General features: G+C 62.0%; 18 protein-coding genes. 9 read left to right on the top strand and 9 right to left on the bottom strand.

Translation table 11 applies throughout. From position 1 onward, the window contains the following. The first annotated feature begins 102 nt into the window (after window positions 1–102). The 7 genes from QMX97_RS23415 to yccS all read left to right on the top strand — a co-directional run bounded on the left by QMX97_RS23415 (window position 103) and on the right by yccS (window position 10,756). Window positions 103–1,545, top strand: coding sequence for a TldD/PmbA family protein (locus QMX97_RS23415; RefSeq protein ID WP_282397696.1), 1,443 nt, complete (start codon window positions 103–105; stop codon window positions 1,543–1,545). Further along, entirely contained in the window at window positions 1,545–2,861 is a 1,317-nt protein-coding gene (locus tag QMX97_RS23410; protein ID WP_065904819.1) for a TldD/PmbA family protein, read from the top strand. The genes QMX97_RS23415 and QMX97_RS23410 overlap by 1 nt, the downstream gene beginning before the upstream one ends. Before the next feature lie 295 nt (window positions 2,862–3,156). Beyond that, window positions 3,157–4,047: an alpha/beta hydrolase gene (locus tag QMX97_RS23405; protein ID WP_106802428.1), complete on the top strand. Its 891-nt coding sequence runs from the start codon at window positions 3,157–3,159 to the stop codon at window positions 4,045–4,047. A 36-nt stretch (window positions 4,048–4,083) separates the two neighbouring features. Continuing rightward, window positions 4,084–5,511, top strand: coding sequence for a multidrug transporter subunit MdtD (mdtD, locus tag QMX97_RS23400; protein WP_065904823.1), 1,428 nt, complete (start codon window positions 4,084–4,086; stop codon window positions 5,509–5,511). A gap of 177 nt (window positions 5,512–5,688) precedes the next feature. Then, window positions 5,689–7,026, top strand: a complete 1,338-nt coding sequence (gene dbpA / locus QMX97_RS23395; protein WP_232005461.1) for an ATP-dependent RNA helicase DbpA — start codon at window positions 5,689–5,691, stop codon at window positions 7,024–7,026. Window positions 7,027–7,191: 165 nt separating this feature from the next. After that, on the top strand, window positions 7,192–8,370 hold the full coding sequence (locus QMX97_RS23390) for an NAD(P)/FAD-dependent oxidoreductase (protein WP_282397695.1): 1,179 nt from the start codon (window positions 7,192–7,194) through the stop codon (window positions 8,368–8,370). 202 nt (window positions 8,371–8,572) lie between these two features. Further along, on the top strand, window positions 8,573–10,756 hold the full coding sequence (gene yccS, locus QMX97_RS23385; RefSeq protein WP_065904826.1) for a YccS family putative transporter: 2,184 nt from the start codon (window positions 8,573–8,575) through the stop codon (window positions 10,754–10,756). A 51-nt stretch (window positions 10,757–10,807) separates the two neighbouring features. Here the strand turns inward: yccS and QMX97_RS23380 are convergent, their stop codons facing one another. After that, entirely contained in the window at window positions 10,808–11,545 is a 738-nt protein-coding gene (locus QMX97_RS23380; protein WP_065904827.1) for a transporter substrate-binding domain-containing protein, read from the bottom strand. A 192-nt stretch (window positions 11,546–11,737) separates the two neighbouring features. On the opposite strand from QMX97_RS23380, the gene QMX97_RS23375 reads away from it, so the two are divergent. Next, window positions 11,738–12,190: a GNAT family N-acetyltransferase gene (locus QMX97_RS23375; protein ID WP_065904833.1), complete on the top strand. Its 453-nt coding sequence runs from the start codon at window positions 11,738–11,740 to the stop codon at window positions 12,188–12,190. Window positions 12,191–12,360: 170 nt separating this feature from the next. Here QMX97_RS23375 and QMX97_RS23370 read toward each other — a convergent pair whose 3' ends face one another. From QMX97_RS23370 to QMX97_RS23360, 3 genes are read right to left on the bottom strand one after another with little or no spacing between them, the layout of a single operon-like run. Beyond that, on the bottom strand, window positions 12,361–12,657 hold the full coding sequence (locus tag QMX97_RS23370; protein ID WP_065904835.1) for a winged helix-turn-helix domain-containing protein: 297 nt from the start codon (window positions 12,655–12,657) through the stop codon (window positions 12,361–12,363). 19 nt (window positions 12,658–12,676) lie between these two features. Then, a complete protein-coding gene (locus tag QMX97_RS23365) occupies window positions 12,677–13,177 on the bottom strand; it encodes a M48 family metallopeptidase (RefSeq protein ID WP_010207148.1) in 501 nt (166 codons plus the stop codon). A gap of 43 nt (window positions 13,178–13,220) precedes the next feature. Next, entirely contained in the window at window positions 13,221–15,326 is a 2,106-nt protein-coding gene (locus QMX97_RS23360; protein WP_282397694.1) for an EAL domain-containing protein, read from the bottom strand. Between the two features lie 312 nt (window positions 15,327–15,638). Here QMX97_RS23360 and QMX97_RS23355 point away from each other — a divergent pair, with 312 nt between their 5' ends. After that, window positions 15,639–16,304 (top strand): polysaccharide lyase family 7 protein, encoded by a 666-nt coding sequence (locus tag QMX97_RS23355; RefSeq protein ID WP_106802425.1) that lies wholly within the window; start codon window positions 15,639–15,641, stop codon window positions 16,302–16,304. A 182-nt stretch (window positions 16,305–16,486) separates the two neighbouring features. On the opposite strand, the gene fba is transcribed toward QMX97_RS23355, so the two are convergent. The 5 genes from fba to epd form a co-directional block, all read right to left on the bottom strand. Beyond that, a complete protein-coding gene (gene fba / locus QMX97_RS23350) occupies window positions 16,487–17,551 on the bottom strand; it encodes a class II fructose-bisphosphate aldolase (RefSeq protein ID WP_282397693.1) in 1,065 nt (354 codons plus the stop codon). Window positions 17,552–17,816: 265 nt separating this feature from the next. After that, window positions 17,817–18,149: an MliC family protein gene (locus QMX97_RS23345; protein ID WP_106802423.1), complete on the bottom strand. Its 333-nt coding sequence runs from the start codon at window positions 18,147–18,149 to the stop codon at window positions 17,817–17,819. Window positions 18,150–18,211: 62 nt separating this feature from the next. Further along, on the bottom strand, window positions 18,212–18,439 hold the full coding sequence (locus tag QMX97_RS23340; RefSeq protein ID WP_106802422.1) for a hypothetical protein: 228 nt from the start codon (window positions 18,437–18,439) through the stop codon (window positions 18,212–18,214). Between the two features lie 29 nt (window positions 18,440–18,468). After that, a complete protein-coding gene (locus QMX97_RS23335) occupies window positions 18,469–19,632 on the bottom strand; it encodes a phosphoglycerate kinase (RefSeq protein WP_282397692.1) in 1,164 nt (387 codons plus the stop codon). A 17-nt stretch (window positions 19,633–19,649) separates the two neighbouring features. Next, complete coding sequence (gene epd, locus QMX97_RS23330; protein ID WP_058415149.1) at window positions 19,650–20,705, bottom strand: erythrose-4-phosphate dehydrogenase; 1,056 nt, start codon at window positions 20,703–20,705, stop codon at window positions 19,650–19,652. Window positions 20,706–20,831 lie beyond the last annotated feature (126 nt).

Raw genomic sequence — 20,831 nt, 5'->3', positions numbered from 1 at the left:
CAAGGGTTCACCTGCTACAAGTAGTCGCCCTCCTTGATCAGCTCCCAGCCCAGGCCTACTCTGTTTGCCTGCCTGCGCTGAGCCGCCCACAAGGAAGGCCCCATGTTCGATCACCACGCCACACTCAAAAAGCATTTCAGTGCCCTGCGCACCACCGCCGACTTCTTCTCGCTGCGTTATGTCCGCGAATCCGGCCAGTACCTGTCGGTACGCAAGAACGTCGCCGAACCGCCCCACCTGAACCACGACGAAGGCGCCATGCTCACCGTGCGTGTCAACGGTGTGGAAGCCTACGCCGCGACCCACGATATTTCCCTGCATGGCCTGCAAGCCGCCCTTGAGCGCGCCGAACAGCAAGCCCGGCGGATTTTGCCCCACGCCCTGCTCGACCTGCGCGACCAACACGTCTCCAGTGACGTCGCCGACTACCTGTCACCCAACCTTGCGCAAGCCTTCCCTTCCCTCAGCGATTGCTACCAATTGCTCGGTGATGAATCCGCCGCCGTGCCCCAGGACGAGCGCCTGGTGAACTGGGAAGTCAGCCTCGGCCTGACCCATGTCGAGCAGATCTACCTCAACAGTGCCGGCGCCGAGCTGCGCCAGGCCCAGCGCTTTGTGTTCCCCGGCGTCAATGTCACTGCCTACGACGGCAACGACAGCCAGTCGCGCACCCTTGGCGGCAGCAACTTCGGCCAGCAAGGCGGCTTTGATGTGATCGACCGCTTCGGCCTGGTCGGCGCTGCGCCGCGCATTGCCGACGAAGCCCTGCAACTGCTGCTGGCGCCGAACGCGCCCCAGGGCCCGCGCGACCTGCTCTTGATGCCCGACCAGATGATCCTGCAGATCCACGAGTCCATCGGCCACCCGCTGGAGCTGGACCGCATCCTCGGCGATGAGCGCAATTACGCCGGTACCAGCTTCGTCAAGGCCGAGGACTTCGGCCAGCTGCAATACGGCTCCGAACTGCTCAACGTGACCTTCGACCCGGACATCCCCGAACAACTGGCCAGCTACAGCCATGACGATGACGGGACCCCGGCCAGCAAACAGTTCCTGATCCGCGAAGGTGTGCTGCTCAGGCCACTCGGCGGCGCGCTGTCGCAGTTCCGTGCCGGCCTGGGCGGCGTCGCCAACAGCCGCGCCAGCAGCTGGAACCGCCCGCCGATCGACCGCATGGCCAACCTGAATATCGAAGCCGGTGACCAGAGCCTGGCGCAACTGATTGGCGGCATCGAACACGGCATCCTGATGTCGACCAACCGTTCCTGGTCCATCGACGATGCACGCAATAAATTCCAGTTCGGCTGCGAATGGGGCCAGCTGATTGAAAACGGCGAGCTCAAGGGCGTGGTGAAAAACCCCAACTACCGGGCGATTTCCGCGCAGTTCTGGCGCAACCTCAGCGCCGTGGGCGACGCCAGCACCTTCAAGGTCCTGGGCACGCCGAACTGCGGCAAAGGCGAACCCAACCAAGTGATCCGCGTCGGCCACGCGTCGCCGGCCTGTGTGTTCAGCAACGTTGACGTATTTGGGGGAGATGCCTGATGAACAATTTCAAGGCATTGGTGCAATGGCTCAAACAGGCCATCACCGACAAGGAACAATTCCACCTGGGCTATGCGGCCGAGTCGTCCGAGTTCGTGCGTTTCAACCACGCCAAGGTGCGCCAGGCCGGCCAGGTGCAACAGGCCAGCCTCAACCTGAAACTGATCAACGATGGCCGCCACGCCGACCTCGGCATCACCCTCGCCGGTGATCCGGAGCTGGACCGCCAGCGCCTCGCCGAGGGCCTGCAACAGCTGCGCGAAACCCTGCCGCTGCTGCCCCACGATCCCTACCTGCTGCTCAACCACAACGCCTGGCAGAATCACAACGAACAGGACCTGCCATTGCCGGACCTGGCCCAGGTGCTGGACGAAATCAGCCAGGCGGCCGCAGGTGTCGACCTCGTCGGGTTCTACGCCGCCGGCCCGATCAGCCGCGGTTTCGCCAGTTCGAACGGCGCGTTCGGCTGGCACCAGGCCAATAGCTTCAACTTCGACTTCAGCCTGTTCCACGCCAATGGCGAGGCTGTCAAAGCCAGCTACGCCGGCCATGCCTGGAACAGCGCCGAGTTCGCCCGGCGCTTCCAACTGGCCCGCGAACAGCTGGAATTCCTCGGCCGGCCGCTGCACGCGCTGGCACCCGGTGAATACCGCGCCTACCTGGCCCCGGCGGCGTTGGAAGAAATCATCAGCATCATCACCTGGGGCGGTTTCTCGGCCCAGGCCATCGCCAGCAAGGGCAGCTCCCTGCAACGCCTGTACGCCGGCGAGCAACACCTCAGCCCGCAGGTGACGGTGGACGAACAGGTCAGCGGCTCCCTGAGCCCGGCGTTTTCCAGCGAAGGCTACCCGCGCAGCGATGTCAGGTTGATCAACGCCGGCAAGGCCGACGGCCAACTGGTGAACTCGCGCAGCGCCGCCGAGTACGGCCTGAGTGCCAACGGCGCCAGCCGTGACGAATCCCCCAGCGCCTTGCAGATGGCGGCGGGCACCCTCGCCCAGGCCGACATCCTCAAGCAATTGGGGACCGGTTTGTACATCAGCAACCTGTGGTACCTGAACTACTCCGACCTGCCGGCCGCCCGCCTGACCGGCATGACGCGCTTCGCCACGTTCTGGGTGGAAGACGGCGAGATCAAGGCGCCGGTCAGCACCATGCGCTTTGATGACAGCGTGTTCCAGTTGCTCGGTGCGCAGCTGGAAGCACTGACCGCTGATCGGGAACTGCTGCTGTCGGCCAGCACGTATGGCCAGCGCAACACCGCCTCCAACCTGCTGCCAGGCGCCCTGGTCAAACGCCTGACCCTGACCTTATAAGCACCGCCAGTCCCGGTGGGAGCTGGCTGGCCTGCGATAGCATCACCGCGGTGTCACTGATACACCCTGGTGCCTGCAACGCAGGCAAGCCACTTCCCACACTGCTTTGCATTGATTTCAGCCACTGCATTTCGTCCCTTCCTACCGACAATTCCCATCTCACCCGTCTCTCCGTGCGGCCGGTTGTCGCCCGCAAAAAACCTCGTTATAACGGTTAGTGGCACCCCGCCACTAACCCCACGTGCGCGCACGTGATGCACGACCTTGCCTGGATTGGGCAAGCTGGAGCGTTGACATGAACCATGGAAGTTTTGTCATTGAAAAGCTGTTCAAGCACTACAACGTTCATGTTGAGCAGCTGGGAAACGATTCGGAAAAGAACACCGTGCTGATGGTCAATGGAGCGCTGTCCACCACGCGCTCCTTTGCCCGGACCAGCAAATGCCTGGCCGAGCACTTCAATGTGCTGCTGTTCGACCTGCCGTTCTCCGGCTATTCGCGCGAACACAACACCGACCTCGACCTGGTGACCAAGGACGACGAGGTGCAGATCCTGCGGGCCCTGGTCGAACGCTTCGAGGTCAATCACCTGGTGTCGGCCTCCTGGGGCGGCATCTCGACACTGCTGACCCTGGCGCACAACCCGCCCTCCATCGAAAGCTCGGTGGTGATGGCCCTGGCACCCAACCTCAACCAGGCGATGCTCGATTATGTGGAGCGCGTCCGCGTGCTGATCGAGGCCGATGACAAATCCGCCGTCGGCCACTTGCTCAACGAGACGGTGGGCAAGTACCTGTCGCCGCGCCTCAAGCGCAACAACCATCGTCACCTGTCGAACATGGCCACCACCGAATACCGCCAGGCGCGCTTTCATATCCATCAGGTACTCGCCCTGGGGGATGGCAACTACCTGCCGGCCCTCACCCGCATCGAGACGCCGGTGCACTTCATCAACGGCACGCTGGACGAATACACCCCCGCCGCCGAAGCCCGGTTATTCAAACAGTATGTCGGGCGCAGCAGCTTTGCCGTGGCGGAACACACCGGCCATTTGCTTGACCTGGAGTCCCGTGAGGCGGCCCTGGCAGTGCACCGTGCGTTGCTGGATTTCCTGGTGGGAGAGCATGCAACGATGTCGGATTTAGACGAACCGCCAGTGGGAAAAGGAGCGACGGATGGCGCATAATCGCCGACACATAGCCTGCTAACAAAAAGGTCACCTATGCCGAATCGCGCCCCTCTCGATGCCAAGACCGCCCGCTGGCTACCCTGGGTGGTCGCGATTGCCTTCTTCATGCAATCGCTGGATGGGACGATTCTGAACACGGCATTGCCGGCCATGGCCCGCGACCTCGCAGAGAACCCGCTGCGCATGCAAGGGGTGGTGATCGCCTACATGCTCACCGTCGCCTTGCTGATCCCGGCGTCGGGCTGGGTCGCCGACCGTTTCGGCACCAAACGCATCTTTTTCGGCGCGATCATGCTGTTCAGCATCGGCTCATTGTTGTGTGCACTCTCGAGCAGCCTGACCATGCTGGTCGGCGCGCGGGTGATCCAGGGCCTGGGTGGCGCGCTGATGCTGCCGGTCGGCCGGCTCGTGGTGCTGCGCGCCTACCCCCGCTCCGAGCTGGTGCGCATCATGGGTTTCATTACCATCCCCGGCCTGCTTGGCCCGCTGCTTGGCCCGACCATGGGCGGCTGGATGGTGCAATACCTGACCTGGCACTGGATCTTCCTGATCAACCTGCCGGTGGGCATGATCGGTTGCTACGCCGTGTGGAAATTCATTCCCGACCTGCGCGGCAGCGAGCGCACGCGCTTTGATGGCGTCGGGTTTCTGCTGTTCGGCGCGGCGATGGTGCTGATCACTATCGCCATGGAGGGCCTGGGCGAGCTGCACTTGCCGCACCTGCGCGTGATGTTGCTGCTGTTCGGCGGGTTGGCGTGCCTGGCGGCGTACTGGCTGCGCGCCGGGCATATCGAGAACCCGCTGTTTTCGCCCGTGCTGTTCAAGACCCGCACCTTCGCCGTGGGCATCCTCGGCAACCTGTTCGCGCGCCTGGGCAGCGGCGCCCTGCCGTTCCTGGTGCCGTTGCTGCTACAGGTGGCGCTGGGCTACTCGCCGTCCGAAGCCGGCATGAGCATGCTGCCACTGGCGGCGGCGGCGATGTTTGCCAAGTCCATCGCCCGGCCGCTGATCGAGCGCCTGGGTTACCGGGTGGTGCTGACCGGCAATACCCTGGCCCTGGGCATCATGCTCGCGAGCATGGGCCTGGTCAGTGAACACACGCCCTACCCACTGCTGCTGGGCATGCTGGCGATACTGGGCGCGATCAACTCGCTGCAATTCACCGCGATGAACACCGTCACCCTGATCGACCTCGACGACGCCCAGGCCAGCAGCGGCAACAGTTTGCTCTCGGTGGTGGCGCAGTTGTCCCTGAGCCTGGGGGTGGCCTGTGCAGGCGCGCTGCTCGGTGGCTTTACCGCCGAAGCCGGCAACGACGGGGTCGACAGTGTGCTCGGCGCCTTCCAGCTGACCTTCCTGACCGTGGGCATCATGGCGATGCTGGCTGCTGCGATCTTCCTGCAGCTGTCGCCCAAAGACGGCAAACGCGTGGTCAGCCGCGAGCACGACATCGAGCATTGAAGCCGCTGCAAGCGTGCCGCTTGCAGCTCATCACTTGCCGCTGTCCCCCACCCCCTTGTCTGGAACATGCGAAAAAACCCACGGGGGGCTGCTACACTGCGCAACATTTTGTTTTGCAGAGCCAGTCCCGTGACTACCATCGCCACCGCTTTTAATACTTTGCCGCTTTCCGCCGCCATGCTGGCTAACCTCGACTCGCTGGGTTATGTCGAGATGACGCAGATCCAGGCGCAAAGCTTGCCGGTGATCCTCAAGGGGCTGGACCTGATCGCCCAGGCCAAGACCGGCAGCGGCAAGACCGCGGCCTTCGGCATCGGCCTGCTGAACCCGATCAACCCGCGCTATTTCGGCTGCCAGGCCCTGGTGATGTGCCCGACCCGCGAGCTGGCCGACCAGGTCGCCAAGGAAATCCGCCGCCTGGCCCGCGCCGAAGACAACATCAAGGTGCTGACCCTGTGCGGCGGCGTTTCCCTCGGCCCGCAGATCGCTTCCCTGGAACATGGCGCCCACGTCATCGTCGGCACCCCGGGCCGGATCCAGCAGCACTTGCGCAAAGGCTCACTGGTACTCGACGGCTTGAACACGCTGATCCTCGATGAAGCCGACCGCATGCTCGACATGGGTTTCTACGACGCCATCGAAGACATCATCAGCAAGACCCCGGCCCGTCGCCAGACCCTGCTGTTCTCGGCCACCTACCCGGTGAGCATCAAGCAGCTGGCGTCGAAATTCATGCGTGCGCCGCAGCAAGTGAAGGCCGAGGCGTTTCACTCCGACGACCAGATCGAGCAGCGTTTCTACGAGATTTCCCCGGAAGAACGCATGGACGCCGTGACCAAGGTGCTGGCGCATTTCCGCCCGGCGTCCTGCGTGGCGTTCTGCTTCACCAAGCAGCAGGTGCAGGAAACCGTGGATCACCTGACGGCCAAGGGCATTTCTGCCGTCGGCCTGCATGGCGACCTGGAGCAGCGCGACCGTGACCAGGTGCTGGCAATGTTTGCCAACCGCAGCACCTCGGTACTGGTCGCCACCGACGTTGCCGCCCGTGGCCTGGACATTGACTCGCTGGACATGGTGATCAACGTCGAGCTGGCCCGTGACTCGGAAATCCACATCCACCGCGTCGGCCGTACCGGGCGTGCGGGCGAGACCGGCATCGCCATCAGCCTGGTAGCACCGTCCGAGGCACACCGCGCCCAGGCCATCGAGCAGCTGCAGAAATCGCCGCTGAACTGGGACCAACTGGACAACCTCAAGCCACAAAGCGGCGGCCCGCTGCTGCCGCAGATGAGCACCCTGTGCATCGCCGCCGGCCGTAAGGACAAGGTTCGCCCGGGCGACATCCTCGGCGCCTTGACCGGTGAAGCGGGCATCCCGGGTGCCCAGGTCGGCAAGATCGCGATCTTCGACTTCCAGGCGTTTGTGGCCGTGGAGCGTGGGATCGCCAAGCAGGCGCTGCAGCGCTTGAACGACGGCAAGATCAAAGGCCGTTCGCTGCGCGTGCGGATCCTGTAAAAAAAACCGCGTTCCTATTGAAGGAACCGAATCAATATGGGAGCCGGGCTTGCCCGCGATGCAGGCGACTCGGTCTGACAGATTGACCGAGTTGATGCCATCGCAGGCAAGCCAGCTCCCACATTTGATTGCATTTCAGATCAATATTTTTGTGAGGACATTGCTGTGCGCTCGACCGAAGTTGTGATCATTGGCGCCGGCGCCGCAGGCTTGATGTGCGCACTGACCGCCGCCGGGCGTGGGCGCAAGGTGATGTTGATCGACCATGCCAACAAGGCCGGCAAGAAGATCCTGATGTCCGGTGGTGGCCGCTGCAACTTCACCAATATGTACACCGAGCCGGCCAACTTCCTCTCGCACAACGCACACTTCTGCAAATCCGCCCTGGCCCGCTATACCCAGTGGGATTTCATCGGGCTGGTGGCCAAGCACGGCGTGCCATACCACGAGAAAAAACTCGGCCAGCTGTTCTGCGACAACAAGTCCAGCGACCTCCTCGGCATGCTCCTGGATGAGTGCATCCAGACCGGCGTGAGCCTGCACCTGGACACCTCCATCGAAGAAATCGCAAAGCTCGACAACGGCTATCAGCTGCAGACCACACTGGGTGAGTTGCGCTGCGAGTCCCTGGTGATTGCCACAGGCGGCCTGTCGATTCCGACACTTGGCGCCACCGGCTTTGGTTATCAGGTGGCCAAGCAGTTCGGTCACGAGCTGCTGCCGACCCGCGCGGGCCTGGTGCCGTTCACCATCACCGACCAGCTCAAGGAATTGTGCGGCGAGCTGTCCGGCACCTCGGTGGATTGCCTGGTCAGCTGCAACGGCCAGAGCTTTCGCGAGAACCTCCTGTTTACCCACCGTGGCCTGAGCGGCCCGGCGATCCTGCAGATTTCCTCGTACTGGGAGTCCGGCGATACCGTTGAGATCAACCTGCTGCCCGATCACGACGCCCACAGCTGGCTGCAACAGCAACAAGTCGAGCGTCCCAACAGCGAGTTGAAAACCCTGCTGGGAGAGATCTTCACCAAGAAGATGGCCAACCTGCTGGCGGAAACCTGGTTCGTGTCCAAGCCCATGAAGCAATACACCCATGCCGAAGTGGCCGATATCGCGCAAAAACTCGCGAGCTGGCAACTGGTGCCGGCGGGCACCGAAGGCTATCGCACCGCCGAGGTGACGCTGGGTGGGGTGGACACGCGGGAAGTCTCGTCGAAAACCATGGAGTCGCTGAAAAGCCCGGGGTTGTACTTCATTGGGGAAGTGCTGGATGTGACCGGTCACCTGGGCGGGTTCAATTTCCAGTGGGCCTGGGCATCCGGTTACGCCGCCGCGCAGTACGCCTGAAGCGCGTACTCGGTCAAACTGTGGGGGCTGGCTTGCCTGCGATAGCGGTGGTGAATTCACCGCCGTCATCGCAGGCAAGCCCGCTCCCACATTCGTTTTGGGGTGGCACTCAAAAATATGCAATGAGATGTGATCGCTACGCTTGCCGTGACGTCACTGATGGCTCAATTTAGCGGCATCGTCCCGGAAGACTCCAGCCTTCATGTCATCGACCTCGTTCAAGCAGTCCATGCGGCGCCTGTGGGCGCTGGATAAATTCAGTTACAGCGTTCGGGTATTCATCGCCCTCACCGGCAGCATGGCGCTGTGCTGGTACCAGGATGAAATGACGCTGCTGATCCCGCTGTTCCTGGGGATTATCGCCAGCGCCCTGGCCGAGACCGACGACAGTTGGCAAGGCCGCCTGAATGCCCTGGCGGTGACGCTGGTGTGTTTCAGCATTGCCGCGCTGTCGGTGGAGTTGCTGTTCCCCTACCCCTGGATCTTCGCGATTGCCCTGGCGCTGGCCAGTTTCTGCCTGACCATGCTCGGCGCCCTCGGCGAGCGCTACGGGGCGATTGCGTCGGCGACGCTGATCCTGTCGGTCTACACCATGATCGGCGTGGACCAGCGCGGTGGCGCGGTTTCCGATTTCTGGCACGAACCGCTGCTGCTGGTGGCGGGAGCTGCCTGGTATGGCGTGCTTTCGGTGCTGTGGCAGGCGCTGTTTTCCAACCAGCCGGTGCAGCAGAGCCTGGCGCGGTTGTTCCGCGAACTGGGGCGCTACCTCAAGCTCAAGTCATCCCTGTTCGAACCGATCCGCCAGCTGGACGTGGAAGCGCGCCGCCTGGAGTTGGCCCAGCAGAACGGCCGGGTGGTCGCGGCGCTGAATGCGGCGAAGGAAATCATCCTGCACCGTGTGGGCAATGGTCGCCCAGGCTCGAAGGTCAGTCGCTACCTGAAGCTGTACTTCCTGGCCCAGGACATCCACGAGCGCGCCAGCTCATCGCATTATCCCTACAACGCTTTGGCCGAGGCGTTCTTCCACAGCGATGTGCTGTTCCGCTGCCAGCGCCTGCTGCGCCAGCAAGGCAAGGCCTGCCAGGCCCTGGCCGAGTCGATCCAACTGCGCCAGCCGTTCATCTATGACGACAGCTTCGCCGAGGCCCTGGGCGACCTGAATGCATCGCTGGAACACCTGCGCATCCAGAGCAACCCGGCCTGGCGCGGCCTGCTGCGCTCGTTGCGCGCCCTGGCGGCCAACCTGTCGACCCTCGACCGCCTGCTCGGCGACGCCAGCAACCCCGACGCCCTGGCCGACGCCACCGACAGCAACCTGCTGGACCGCGCGCCGCGCAACCTCAAGGAAATGTGGACGCGCCTGCGCACCCAGCTCACGCCGACGTCACTGCTGTTTCGCCACGCCTTGCGCCTGGCCCTCGCCTTGACCGTCGGCTACGGCATGCTCCACGCGATCCACGCCTCCCAAGGCTACTGGATCATCCTCACCACCCTGTTCGTGTGCCAGCCCAACTACGGCGCGACCCGGCGCAAACTCGGCCAGCGGATCATCGGCACCGCCATCGGCCTCACCGTGGCCTGGGCACTGTTTGATCTGTTCCCCAGCCCGCTGGTGCAATCGATGTTTGCCATCGCCGCCGGCCTGGTGTTCTTTATCAACCGCACCACGCGCTACACCCTGGCCACGGCGGCAATCACCCTGATGGTGCTGTTCTGCTTCAACCAGGTGGGCGATGGCTACGGGCTGTTCCTGCCGCGCCTGTTCGATACCTTGCTCGGCAGCCTGATCGCCGGCCTGGCGGTGTTCCTGTTCCTGCCGGACTGGCAGGGCCGACGCCTGAACAAAGTGCTGGCCAACACCCTGACCTGCAACAGCATCTACCTGCGCCAGATCATGCAGCAATACGCCGCCGGCAAGAGCGACGACCTCGCTTACCGCCTGGCCCGGCGCAATGCGCACAACGCCGACGCAGCCCTGTCCACCACCCTGGCGAATATGCTGATGGAGCCCGGACACTTTCGTAAGGAGGCCGATGTGGGCTTCCGCTTCCTGGTGTTGTCGCACACCTTGCTCAGCTACTTGTCGGGCCTGGGCGCGCACCGCGAAACCCAGCTGCCGGCCGAAGTACGCGAGCATTTGATCGACGGTGCCGGTAACAGCCTGGCGGCGAGTATTGATGAAATCGCCACCGGGCTGGCGAACAAGCAGCCGATCGCGATCCAGAGCGATGCCGAAGAAGCGCTGGCGGCGGACCTGGAGCAGATGCCGGATGAGATCGATGAAGGCCAGCGGTTGGTGCAGACGCAGTTGGCGCTGATCTGCCGGCAGTTGGGGCCGTTGCGCACCTTGGCGGCGCATTTGATCAAAGACACCCGCGCGGCTTAGGTCGCTACCCCCGTAGGCGCCGGCTTGCCGGCGATAGGGCCCCCAAGGACGCTACATCCCATGCTGCCGCATCAATCGCGCATAACTGCCATCAGCCTTCATCTTGGCAATCTCCCGATCAAAGCTGGCAACGATCTGCTCATGCTGCGGGTTCTTCAGGCTGACCAAAATATGCAGGCTGTTTTCACTCAGCGGCTTGGGTAGAAACTCCACCGCATTGCGCACCCGCGCCGATTCGCGCGCCAGGTAATAGCGCGCCACGTATTCATCTTCCACTGTCAGCCGCACCCGCTGCGCCGCGAGCATGCGCACGGCCATGGCGAAGTTATGCACAGGGACTTTCTGCAACTGTGCATCCGCATCGAACGCCGCCGAATAGGCATAGCCGCGCACCACCGCGACGGGGTAGTCGTGCAGTTGCTCAAGGGTCTGGAAGTCGATGGGGTCGTCGTGGCGCTTGATGAAGCGCACACGGTTAAGCAGGTATTCGCCGGAGAACTGGCCCAGTTTCGTACGGGCATCGTCGTACCAGGCATTGACCAGCACGTCATAGCGGCCATCGCCGACGCCCATCAGCGCACGGGCCCAGGGCACCTGTTCGAAATCGCTGGCGTAGCCCGCGCGAGCCAGGGCGGTGCTGACAATGTCGGTAGCCAGCCCGCCGTTGATCAAGGTGGCATCGGTAAAGGGTGGCCAGGCATCCGCCACCAGGCGCAGACGCTGAGCGAACGCAGGCGTCGCCAGCAACACCACTCCAATCAAAGCAACGACACGAGTGAATCGCAGCATGCTCAAAGTCCTTGGCGGGCACTTGTTCCAGGCGGTGCCTGAGGTTCTAACAGTAGCTCAGATTACACAAAGAAACGGGCAGCGAATGCACTCAATGATGGCAAATTGATTTCACTCACAAAAATAGCTGATTTAGACAGACTCACCCGCCGCGCTTACTATCCAGACCTGACACTTATGCGAGAACACACCATGACAGTTGATTGGGTCTGCAAACATCACGACGAGCTGGGCAAAGAGCAGCTATACGCCATCATGCGCCTGCGCAATGAAGTGTTTGTCGTCGAGCAGAAATGCATCTACCAGGACCTCGACGGGCAGGACTTGTCGGGCGACACCCATCACCTCATGGCCTGGCAGGACAATGAACTGGTGGCCTACCTGCGCCTGCTGGACCCGGAGTCCCAGGGTGGTGATGTGGTGATCGGCCGCGTGATCGTCGCACCGGTGGCGCGCGGCACCGGGCTGGGGCATCGGATGATGACCGAAGCGCTCAAGCAAATCGCTGATATCTGGCCCGAGACGCCGATTTTTCTCTCGGCCCAGGCGCACCTGCAGGGCTATTACGGGCAGTATGGCTTTGTGGTGGCGGGTGAGGAGTATCTGGAAGATGACATTCCACACATCGGCATGCGCCGCGACTGAGAGCCTCATCGCAGGCAGCTCCCACATTTAGCCGTGTGCACACGTCAAAAGGTGGGAGCAACCGGTCGAGCTTCAGCGAAGCGGCGGCATGGGCGATAGGGGGTTGCCCCTCGCGATCCCTGTGGGAGCTGGCTTGCCTGCGATGGCGCCAGCGCACTCACCACCGACCTTCAGGGATACCCCAGCACCTGCTTCACCGACGCCAGATTCGCCTCGATCCACCGCCGATCAATCGCACCCCAGTCGCGAATCCGGTAATGCCCGGCATGGTTGCGGGCGCCGTCTTCCTGCTCGAACTCACACACGATATCCAGGTCCGCCAACGCCGCAATCGTGTCCTGCGCGGTGCGCCGGGGCATGCCGGTGGCGTCGGTCAGGGCCGGTACGCTGCTGGCCTGGCCGCTGTCGATCAGGTAGGCCACGTACAGGCGGCGGTAGAAGCTGCTCTTGGTCTTGCTCACATCCATGGTCGGTCGCCTTGTGCGGTCAGGGTTTGCCCTGCAGGTCGCGATACGTGAGGTACACCCGCAGGTCGAATTCCACCTGATGGTAGCCGGGCATCATGTATTCGCAGAGTTTATAGAACGCCTTGTTGTGGTCCGATTCCTTGAAGTGTGCCAGCTCATGCACCACGATCATGCGCAGGAATTCCGGCGCGGCCTCTTTAAACAGCGCGGCGATGCGAATCTCTTTCTTGGACTTGAGGTTGCCGCCCTGCACCCGCGAAATCGTGGTGTGCAGGCCGAGGGCGCGATGGGTCAGGTCCAGGCGGTTATCGAACAGCACCTTGTCGATGGCCGGCGCGTTGCGCAGGTGTTCCTGTTTCAAGGCCAGGGCATACGCGTACAGGGCCTTGTCGCTCTGCACGGCATGGCGTTCGGGGTAGCGCTGCTCCAGGTAGGCGCCCAATTGGTCCTTGGCGATCAATTGGCGCACTTGCTCTTGAAGGGCTGCGGGGTAGGCCTGGAGGTATTTCAGCGCGGTCATGGGGTATGGCAACAGAATTCGGAAGGTCGCCAGTGTAACGAATTCAGCGCAAGCGAGTGCGTGACCAGTCGACCACTTCCTCGGCCATCAACGGCTGCGCCGCCCAGGAACCCTGGATAAACGCGCAACCATTGGTCTTGAGCCAGTGGGCTTGCTCGGGGGTTTCCACGCCTTCGGCCACCACCAGCACATCAAAATGCCCGCACAGCTCGATGATGCTGCGCGCCATCGCGGCGTCGCGTGCCGAGCCCGGCAGGCGTGCGACCAATTGCGGATCGAGTTTGAGCGTATCGAACGCCAGGTCGCGCAGGTGGGCCAGGGAGCACTGGCCGGCGCCAAAGTCATCGAGGGCAATGCGCACGCCGATCCGACGCAGCAACTTGAGCTGTTTGGCGGACTCTTCCAGGCTGCTCATCAAGCAGTCCTCGCCGATTTCCACCTCCAGCTGCCGCGCCTGCAGCCCATGTCGCTCGAGTACCTGCTGCAGTTGATTGGCCAGGTTGGGCATATTGAACTGGCTGCTGCTCAGACTCACGCTCAACACCAGCTCATCGTCGAACGTGGCTTGCCACGCCTGGCGCTGGGCAGCGACCTGCTGGTAGATCCAGGCACTCAATTGGCTGATCAACCGCGCCTCTTCCAACAATGGCAGGAACAACCCCGGCGGCACATCGCCGACACTCGGGTGCTGCCAGCGCAACAGCGCCTCGACGCCGCGCAGACGTCCGTCTGCCAGCGACACCTGAGGCTGATACACCAGGGTGAAGTCCTTGTTTTGTATGGCGGTGCGCACGCTGTCTTCGAGCATCAGGCGCGAACGCGCGCGGCCGTTCATTTCCTGATCGTAATAGCGATATTGCTGACGCCCCGCACGCTTGGCTTCGTACATGGCGATGTCGGCAGCGCGCAGCAGGCCATTGAGGTCCGAACCACAGTCCGGAAAAATCGCGATACCAATGCTCACACCCAGCATCACATCCAGGCCATCCACCTGCTGGCAAATCGAAACCCGGTCGATCAGTTTTTCCGCAATCTTCGCCGCCTGCTCCGGGAATTCCAGCTCCAGCAACGCGGTAAATTCATCCCCACCCATGCGGCCCAGAATGTCACCGGAGCGCAGGCAACCCTGCAATTGCTCCGAGACCCAGCGCAGCACCCGGTCGCCGGCGTCATGACCCAGGGAGTCGTTGACTCGTTTGAAGCCATCGAGGTCCAGATAGAGCAGCACCAGGCAATGTTCCGCGCGCTCGCTGCGCAGCAAGCTGTTCTCGACGGTCTGGTAGAAGCCGCGCCGGTTCAGCAGGCCGGTCAGCGGGTCGGTGACCGCCTGGAACTCCAACTGCTGATGCAGGTGACGTACCTCGGACATGTCCAGCACAGTCACCACCATGGCCTTCTGTTCGGTCGGCAACGGCGCACACGACAACGCCACCGGCACTTGCTGGCCACGGCCGGTGCGCAGGATGGCGTCGTGCAGGCGCCAGGTTTCGCCCTTGCGAAACCCGGCATACATCTGCGACTCCAGCCACGTAGGGACATGCGGTTTTTGCAGGAAGCCGAGGAATTCTTGGCCCTGCAGCTCATGGATCGTGGCATTGAGCAGGCGCGAGATCGCCGGGTTGGCGTATTCGATCACCCCACCTTCGCTCACCACCAGGATGCCTTCGGCGGCGTTGTCCAGTACCGAGGCGTTGAAGGCGCGCGCCGATTCCAGGTCATGGCTCAGGCGCTGCAAGGCCCGGCGGTTACGCTGGTGCTCCAGCAACGCCTGGACCTTGGGCTTGAGGATATGCGGGTCAAAGGGTTTGAACAGGTAGTCGATGGCGCCACTGGCGTAGCCTTCCAGCACAGCAGCCGGGGATTGGGCATTGGCACTCAGGAAGATGATCGGCGTCATGCGGGTGCGCTGGCTGCCGCGCATCAGGCGCGCGACTTCAAAGCCGTCCATGCCGGGCATCATCACGTCGAGCAACACCAGGTCGACCTCATGTACCAGCAGCAACTCAAGGGCTTCCAGGCCGGAACCGGCGGTGACTACCTGCCAGTCTTCCCGCTGCAAAAGTGCGCGCATGCTGATCAGGTTTTCCGGGTAGTCATCGACCACCAAAAGAACCGAACTGCTATCGCCGTGGTGTGGAGCGCATTCCATGCTACATCTCTTCCTTGGGAGCCCACTCCGGTCACTTCTGGGAGAAAACCCGGACAAACACTGAGGCCTCACTCTAGCCCCGGTTCCGAAAAATCAGAAGTAACCTCAGTGCCATCATTGCGCCAAAGCTCAGGAAGCCGACTAACGGTCAGTGCCTGCAGCCCACGGTTCATGGGAAACATGGCTTTTTGGCATTCCTCTGGCGCCAATAATTTGCCAGCGATTAATTAACAAGCGGAGGACTACGGCCTATAAAGAACCTGTCTGGCCTAAGGGCCATAGCCTACACCCCTCTGTAAAAAGGCCTACGCCATGATCGACCTCTCTACCTGGAACCTGAGCATTCCCGTTGGCTCGCCCCCCGCGACCATCGACACCCCGAAACTGCTTAGCGGCTTCAAGGACCAATATTTCCAGGCCGAAGGCAGCAATGTGCAATTCTGGACCCCCGTCACCGGTACCCGCACCGAAAACGCCGTCTACCCGCGCAGCGAACTGCGCGAAACCTACGCCGACGGCCGCTTGCGCAACTGGACCTACCCCGACGCCGACAATTTCCTGCGCGCCACCCTGGCCGTCAACCAGGTGCCCTCCAGCGGCAAGATCGTCATCGGCCAGATTCACGCCTATGACAGCCAGAAACCGCTGATCAAGCTGGAATATCAATTCAAGGAAAAAACCCAGACCGGCAACATCGTCGCCAAAGTGCGCATGCGCCCGGACGAGGACGAAGGCCGGGTGATCATCGTCGCCTCCAATGTGCCGCTGGAGAAAACCTTCACCTACGTCATCAACCTGAACAAGGCCGGGCTGCTGAGTGTGTATGCCGCCGACGGTGAGTGGAACGAGCGCATCGGCGCGGCGTGGGGTGCCAAGCCGCTGTACTTCAAGGCCGGCGCGTATGTGCAGGACAACAGTGGCAACAGCAAGGAAGGCGCGCGGGTGACGTTTGCGAAGTTGGACATTGATCACGACTGAGCAGCGTCTCATCTCAAGACCTTTCAGCACGTGCCCGTAGTGGCCCGGCTTGCCGGCGATGGCGTGCGCAGGGTCGTCCTCAGGCTTCAGACCTTCATCGCCGGCAAGCCGGGCGCCCGCACATTGAGCGTCGCGCATAAAAAAACCCGCATTTCTGCGGGTTTTTTATTAACGCTTGAGGCTTAGTTCACCTTGGCGTTCAACTCACCCTTGAGGTAACGCTGGTACATCGCTTCCAACGAGATCGGCTTGATCTTCGAAGCGTTACCGGCGGTGCCGAACGCTTCGTAGCGAGCAATACACACATCACGCATCGCAGTCACGGTAGCGCCGAAGAATTTGCGTGGGTCAAATTCGCTCGGGTTGGTGGCCATCAGGCGACGCATCGCACCGGTGGAGGCCAGGCGCAGGTCGGTGTCGATGTTGACCTTGCGCACGCCGTACTTGATGCCTTCGACGATTTCTTCAACCGGTACGCCGTAGGTTTCTTTGATGTCACCGCCGTACTGGTTGATGATCGCCAGCCACTCTTGCGGAACCGAGGAAGAGCCGTGCATCACCAGGTGGGTGTTAGGGATGCGCTTGTGGATTTCCTTGATGCGGTCGATGGCCAGCACGTCGCCGGTAGGCGGCTTGGTGAACTTGTAGGCGCCGTGGCTGGTACCGATGGCGATGGCCAGGGCATCAACCTGAGTCTTCTTGACGAAGTCGGCGGCTTCTTCCGGATCAGTCAGCATCTGGCTGTGATCCAGCACGCCTTCGGCGCCGATGCCGTCTTCTTCACCGGCCATGCCGGTTTCCAGGGAACCCAGGCAGCCCAGCTCGCCTTCAACCGAAACGCCGCAGGCGTGAGCCATGGCCACGGTTTGTTGGGTGACGCGTACGTTGTATTCGTAGTCGGTCGGGGTCTTGCCGTCTTCACCGAGGGAGCCGTCCATCATCACCGAGCTGAAGCCCAGCTGGATGGAACGCTGGCACACGTCCGGGCTGGTGCCGTGGTCCTGGTGCATGCACACCGGGATATGCGGGAATTCTTCGATCGCGGCGAGGATCAGGTGACGCAGGAACGGGGCACCGGCGTATTTGCGCGCACCGGCCGAAGCCTGGACGATCACCGGGGAGTCTGTCTTGTCAGCGGCTTCCATGATGGCGCGCATCTGCTCAAGGTTGTTGATGTTAAAGGCTGGGACGCCGTAGCCGAACTCGGCTGCGTGGTCCAGCATTTGACGCATGCTGATAAGTGCCATTGTGTTGTCTCTCCCGGTCGAGGGTCGTTAATCGTGCAAGCCTGCCGTAGCGGCGGCTGCTATTCAAGTTATTGCAGGTCAGGGTGAGTGCATCTGACCGGCTGAATCGTTATTGCTGATGAGCTGGACTCAAATTCCAATCGGAAACCGAACGCATGTGGGAACTGTCTTGCCTGCGAAGGCGGTGTACCCGTCACCGAATTCGCCAACTGACCACCGCTTTCGCGGGCAAGCCCGCTCCCACATTTGATCTTCAGTGATCTCACTATTGGGCCTTGCAGCCGCGCCCGATCAAATCATCTGTGGCGACCCAGTAAACCAGGCCTTCCTCACCTTTTGTGTGGAACGCCAACTGGTCGTTGCTATAAAGCACGCCCGAGGCGGCAACGTCCTGTTTAAGGCGATAAACCTGGTCCGAACCACCGAGGCGAACATCCACCTCGTTGCGGGCCTGGTTGGCAAAGCGCCAGTTCACTTCGGCCTTGCTGTCGCAAATCCAAGTGGTCCATTTATCGGCAGGCTCTGCCTTGTTGAACATGTTCATGCTGCTGCAACCGGCCAGAAGGGCCAGGGCTGCCAGGGCGAAAACGCCTTTCATTGCCAATCCTCGAACGACGGCCCAAAGCGCCGTCATTGCTGTCGGTTAGTTGATCTGACCCGTCAAGGGCAACCCTGTTCCTGACCGTTGGGCGCGGCGTCGTATTTCTCCAGCCGCTCGTTGCCGATGCGCTTGTTGATCACCGGCATGGTCTCGGCCTGCCAGTCCGCCTGATAACAGCTCTTTTTCTGCGCCGGGGTGGGCTTATCGGCCTCCGGCACACTGCTTGGCGTGCTGCCGCAGCCGGCCAACAGGCCCGCCGCGATCATCAATGCCAACGGCTTGATCATGGGAATACTCCTTTTCCGGATCACGAGCCTCAGCCTTTGGCTCGGGTTTCCAGCACTTCAACGGCCGGCAGGACTTTGCCTTCGACGAACTCGAGGAACGCGCCGCCACCGGTAGAAATGTAGGAGATCTGGTCAGCAACGCCATATTTATCGATAGCGGCCAGGGTGTCGCCACCACCGGCAATGGAGAACGCCGAGCTTTCGGCAATGGCCTTGGCCAGCACTTTGGTACCGTTGCCGAACTGGTCGAACTCGAACACACCAACCGGGCCATTCCACAGGATGGTCTGCGAGGCTTTCAGCAGTTCAGCGAAGTTGGCCGCGGTTTGTGGGCCGATATCCAGGATCATGTCGTCGACAGCCACATCAGCAATCAGCTTGACGGTAGCTTCGGCGCTTTCAGCGAATTCCTTGGCCACGACCACGTCGACCGGCAATGGCACGCTGACTTTGGCGGCGATGGCGCGGGCGGTGTCGAGCAGGTCCGGCTCGTACAGCGACTTGCCTACCGGATGGCCGGCGGCGGCCAGGAAAGTGTTGGCAATGCCGCCGCCGACGATCAACTGGTTGCAGATCTGGCTGAGGCTGTTGAGCACGTCCAGCTTGGTCGAGACCTTGGAGCCGGCCACGATGGCGGCCATTGGCTGTGCCGGCGCGCCCAGGGCCTTGCCCAATGCATCCAGTTCAGCGGCCAGCAGTGGACCTGCAGCGGCGACCTTGGCGAACTTGGCCACGCCGTGGGTCGAACCTTCGGCGCGGTGGGCGGTGCCGAAGGCGTCCATCACGAACACGTCGCACAGCGCAGCGTATTGCTGGGCCAGTTCGTCGCTGTTCTTTTTCTCGCCTTTGTTGAAGCGCACGTTTTCGAACAGCACGATGTCGCCGGCCTTCACGTCGACGCCACCCAGGTAATCAGCGACCAGTGGCACGTCGCGACCCAGGGCCTTGCTCAGGTAGTCGGCTACCGGCTTGAGGCTGTTCTCGGCGGAGAACTCACCCTCGGTCGGACGACCCAGGTGCGAGCAGACCATCACGGCCGCGCCTTTTTCCAGGGCCAGCTTGATGGTCGGCAGCGAGGCCAGGATTCGCGCATCGCTGGTGACAACACCGTCCTTGACTGGGACGTTGAGGTCTTCGCGAATCAGTACGCGCTTACCTTGCAGATCGAGGTCGGTCATCTTCAACACGGTCATGGGTCGCAGTTCCTGAATTACTGTTGAGGTTGTTTAGAGGCGATGTGCAGATAATGTTCCGCAACATCCAGCATTCGGTTGGCAAAGCCCCATTCGTTGTCGAACCAGGCCAGGATGTTTACCAGCCTCGGGCCGGAAACGCGGGTCTGGCTGGCATCGACAATGGCCGAATGCGGGTCATGGTTGAAATCACAACTGGCGTGGGGCAACTCGGTGTAGGCCAGCAGGCCTTTGAGCGGGCCGCTGGTGGCGGCGTCGCGCAGGATCCGGTTGACCTCCGTCGCGTCGGTATCGCTGACGGTTTGCATGGTGATGTCCAGGCAGGACACGTTCACCGTCGGCACCCGTACGGCTTTGGCCTGAATTCGCCCGGCAAGTTCCGGCAACAGTCGCTCGATACCGCGAGCCAGGCCGGTGGACACCGGAATCACTGACTGGAACGCCGAGCGCGTGCGACGCAGGTCTTCGTGGTGATAGGCATCGATCACCGGCTGGTCGTTCATCGCCGAGTGAATCGTGGTGATCGACACGTAATCCAGGCCAATCGCCTGATCCAGCAGGCGCAACAGCGGCACGCTGCAATTGGTGGTGCAGGACGCGTTGGAGACCAGCAGCTCGTTGCCGGTCAGGCAATCCTGGTTGATACCGTAGACGATGGTGGCGTCGACATCCGCCTCGCTGGCCATCGGCTGGGAAAACAGCACACGCGGTGCGCCGGCGTCGAGGAAACGCTGGCCATCGGCACGGGTGTGGTAGGCACCGGAGCATTCCAACACCAGGTCGACGCCCAGCGCCGCCCAGTCGATGCCCTCGGGGGTGGCACTGCGTAATACTTTTACGCAGTCGCCATTGATATGCAGACAATCGCCTTCCACACGCACTTCGCCGGGGAAGCGGCCGTGAGTGGAGTCAAAGCGTGTCAGGTATTCGATGCTGGCCATGTCGGCCAAATCGTTGATAGCAACAATCTCAAACCCGGCCGCCGCCCCTCGCTCGAACAGAGCACGCAAGACGCAACGACCAATGCGGCCGTAGCCGTTGAGTGCAACTTTGTAAGGACGCGGTTGGGGCATGGGGTTCTCGATTACCTTGGGTAATGGGGTGTCTGCCAGACTGCCTTCGCGAGCAAGCCCGCTCCCACATTTGGAATGGGTTCACAATTGCAACCATGTGAACCCGATCTAATGTGGGAGCGGGCT

The sequence above is a fragment of the Pseudomonas sp. PS01298 genome (genome assembly GCF_029959745.1).
Taxonomy (GTDB): Bacteria; Pseudomonadota; Gammaproteobacteria; order Pseudomonadales; family Pseudomonadaceae; genus Aquipseudomonas; species Aquipseudomonas aylmerensis.
The sequence above is the reverse complement of the archived record's forward strand: the minus strand, read 5'-3'. Positions and strand labels throughout refer to the sequence as shown.

What these genes read in the sequence shown, in the direction of transcription:
- QMX97_RS23415 (WP_282397696.1), top strand. Translation starts at nt 103, where the DNA reads ATGTTCGATCACCACGCCACACTCAAAAAGCATTTCAGTGCCCTGCGC.
- QMX97_RS23410 (WP_065904819.1), top strand. Translation starts at nt 1,545, where the DNA reads ATGAACAATTTCAAGGCATTGGTGCAATGGCTCAAACAGGCCATCACC.
- QMX97_RS23405 (WP_106802428.1), top strand. Translation starts at nt 3,157, where the DNA reads ATGAACCATGGAAGTTTTGTCATTGAAAAGCTGTTCAAGCACTACAAC.
- mdtD (WP_065904823.1), top strand. Translation starts at nt 4,084, where the DNA reads ATGCCGAATCGCGCCCCTCTCGATGCCAAGACCGCCCGCTGGCTACCC.
- dbpA (WP_232005461.1), top strand. Translation starts at nt 5,689, where the DNA reads ATGCTGGCTAACCTCGACTCGCTGGGTTATGTCGAGATGACGCAGATC.
- yccS (WP_065904826.1), top strand. Translation starts at nt 8,573, where the DNA reads ATGTCATCGACCTCGTTCAAGCAGTCCATGCGGCGCCTGTGGGCGCTG.
- QMX97_RS23380 (WP_065904827.1), bottom strand. Translation starts at nt 11,545, where the DNA reads ATGCTGCGATTCACTCGTGTCGTTGCTTTGATTGGAGTGGTGTTGCTG.
- QMX97_RS23375 (WP_065904833.1), top strand. Translation starts at nt 11,738, where the DNA reads ATGACAGTTGATTGGGTCTGCAAACATCACGACGAGCTGGGCAAAGAG.
- QMX97_RS23370 (WP_065904835.1), bottom strand. Translation starts at nt 12,657, where the DNA reads ATGGATGTGAGCAAGACCAAGAGCAGCTTCTACCGCCGCCTGTACGTG.
- QMX97_RS23365 (WP_010207148.1), bottom strand. Translation starts at nt 13,177, where the DNA reads ATGACCGCGCTGAAATACCTCCAGGCCTACCCCGCAGCCCTTCAAGAG.
- QMX97_RS23360 (WP_282397694.1), bottom strand. Translation starts at nt 15,326, where the DNA reads ATGGAATGCGCTCCACACCACGGCGATAGCAGTTCGGTTCTTTTGGTG.
- QMX97_RS23355 (WP_106802425.1), top strand. Translation starts at nt 15,639, where the DNA reads ATGATCGACCTCTCTACCTGGAACCTGAGCATTCCCGTTGGCTCGCCC.
- fba (WP_282397693.1), bottom strand. Translation starts at nt 17,551, where the DNA reads ATGGCACTTATCAGCATGCGTCAAATGCTGGACCACGCAGCCGAGTTC.
- QMX97_RS23345 (WP_106802423.1), bottom strand. Translation starts at nt 18,149, where the DNA reads ATGAAAGGCGTTTTCGCCCTGGCAGCCCTGGCCCTTCTGGCCGGTTGC.
- QMX97_RS23340 (WP_106802422.1), bottom strand. Translation starts at nt 18,439, where the DNA reads ATGATCAAGCCGTTGGCATTGATGATCGCGGCGGGCCTGTTGGCCGGC.
- QMX97_RS23335 (WP_282397692.1), bottom strand. Translation starts at nt 19,632, where the DNA reads ATGACCGTGTTGAAGATGACCGACCTCGATCTGCAAGGTAAGCGCGTA.
- epd (WP_058415149.1), bottom strand. Translation starts at nt 20,705, where the DNA reads ATGCCCCAACCGCGTCCTTACAAAGTTGCACTCAACGGCTACGGCCGC.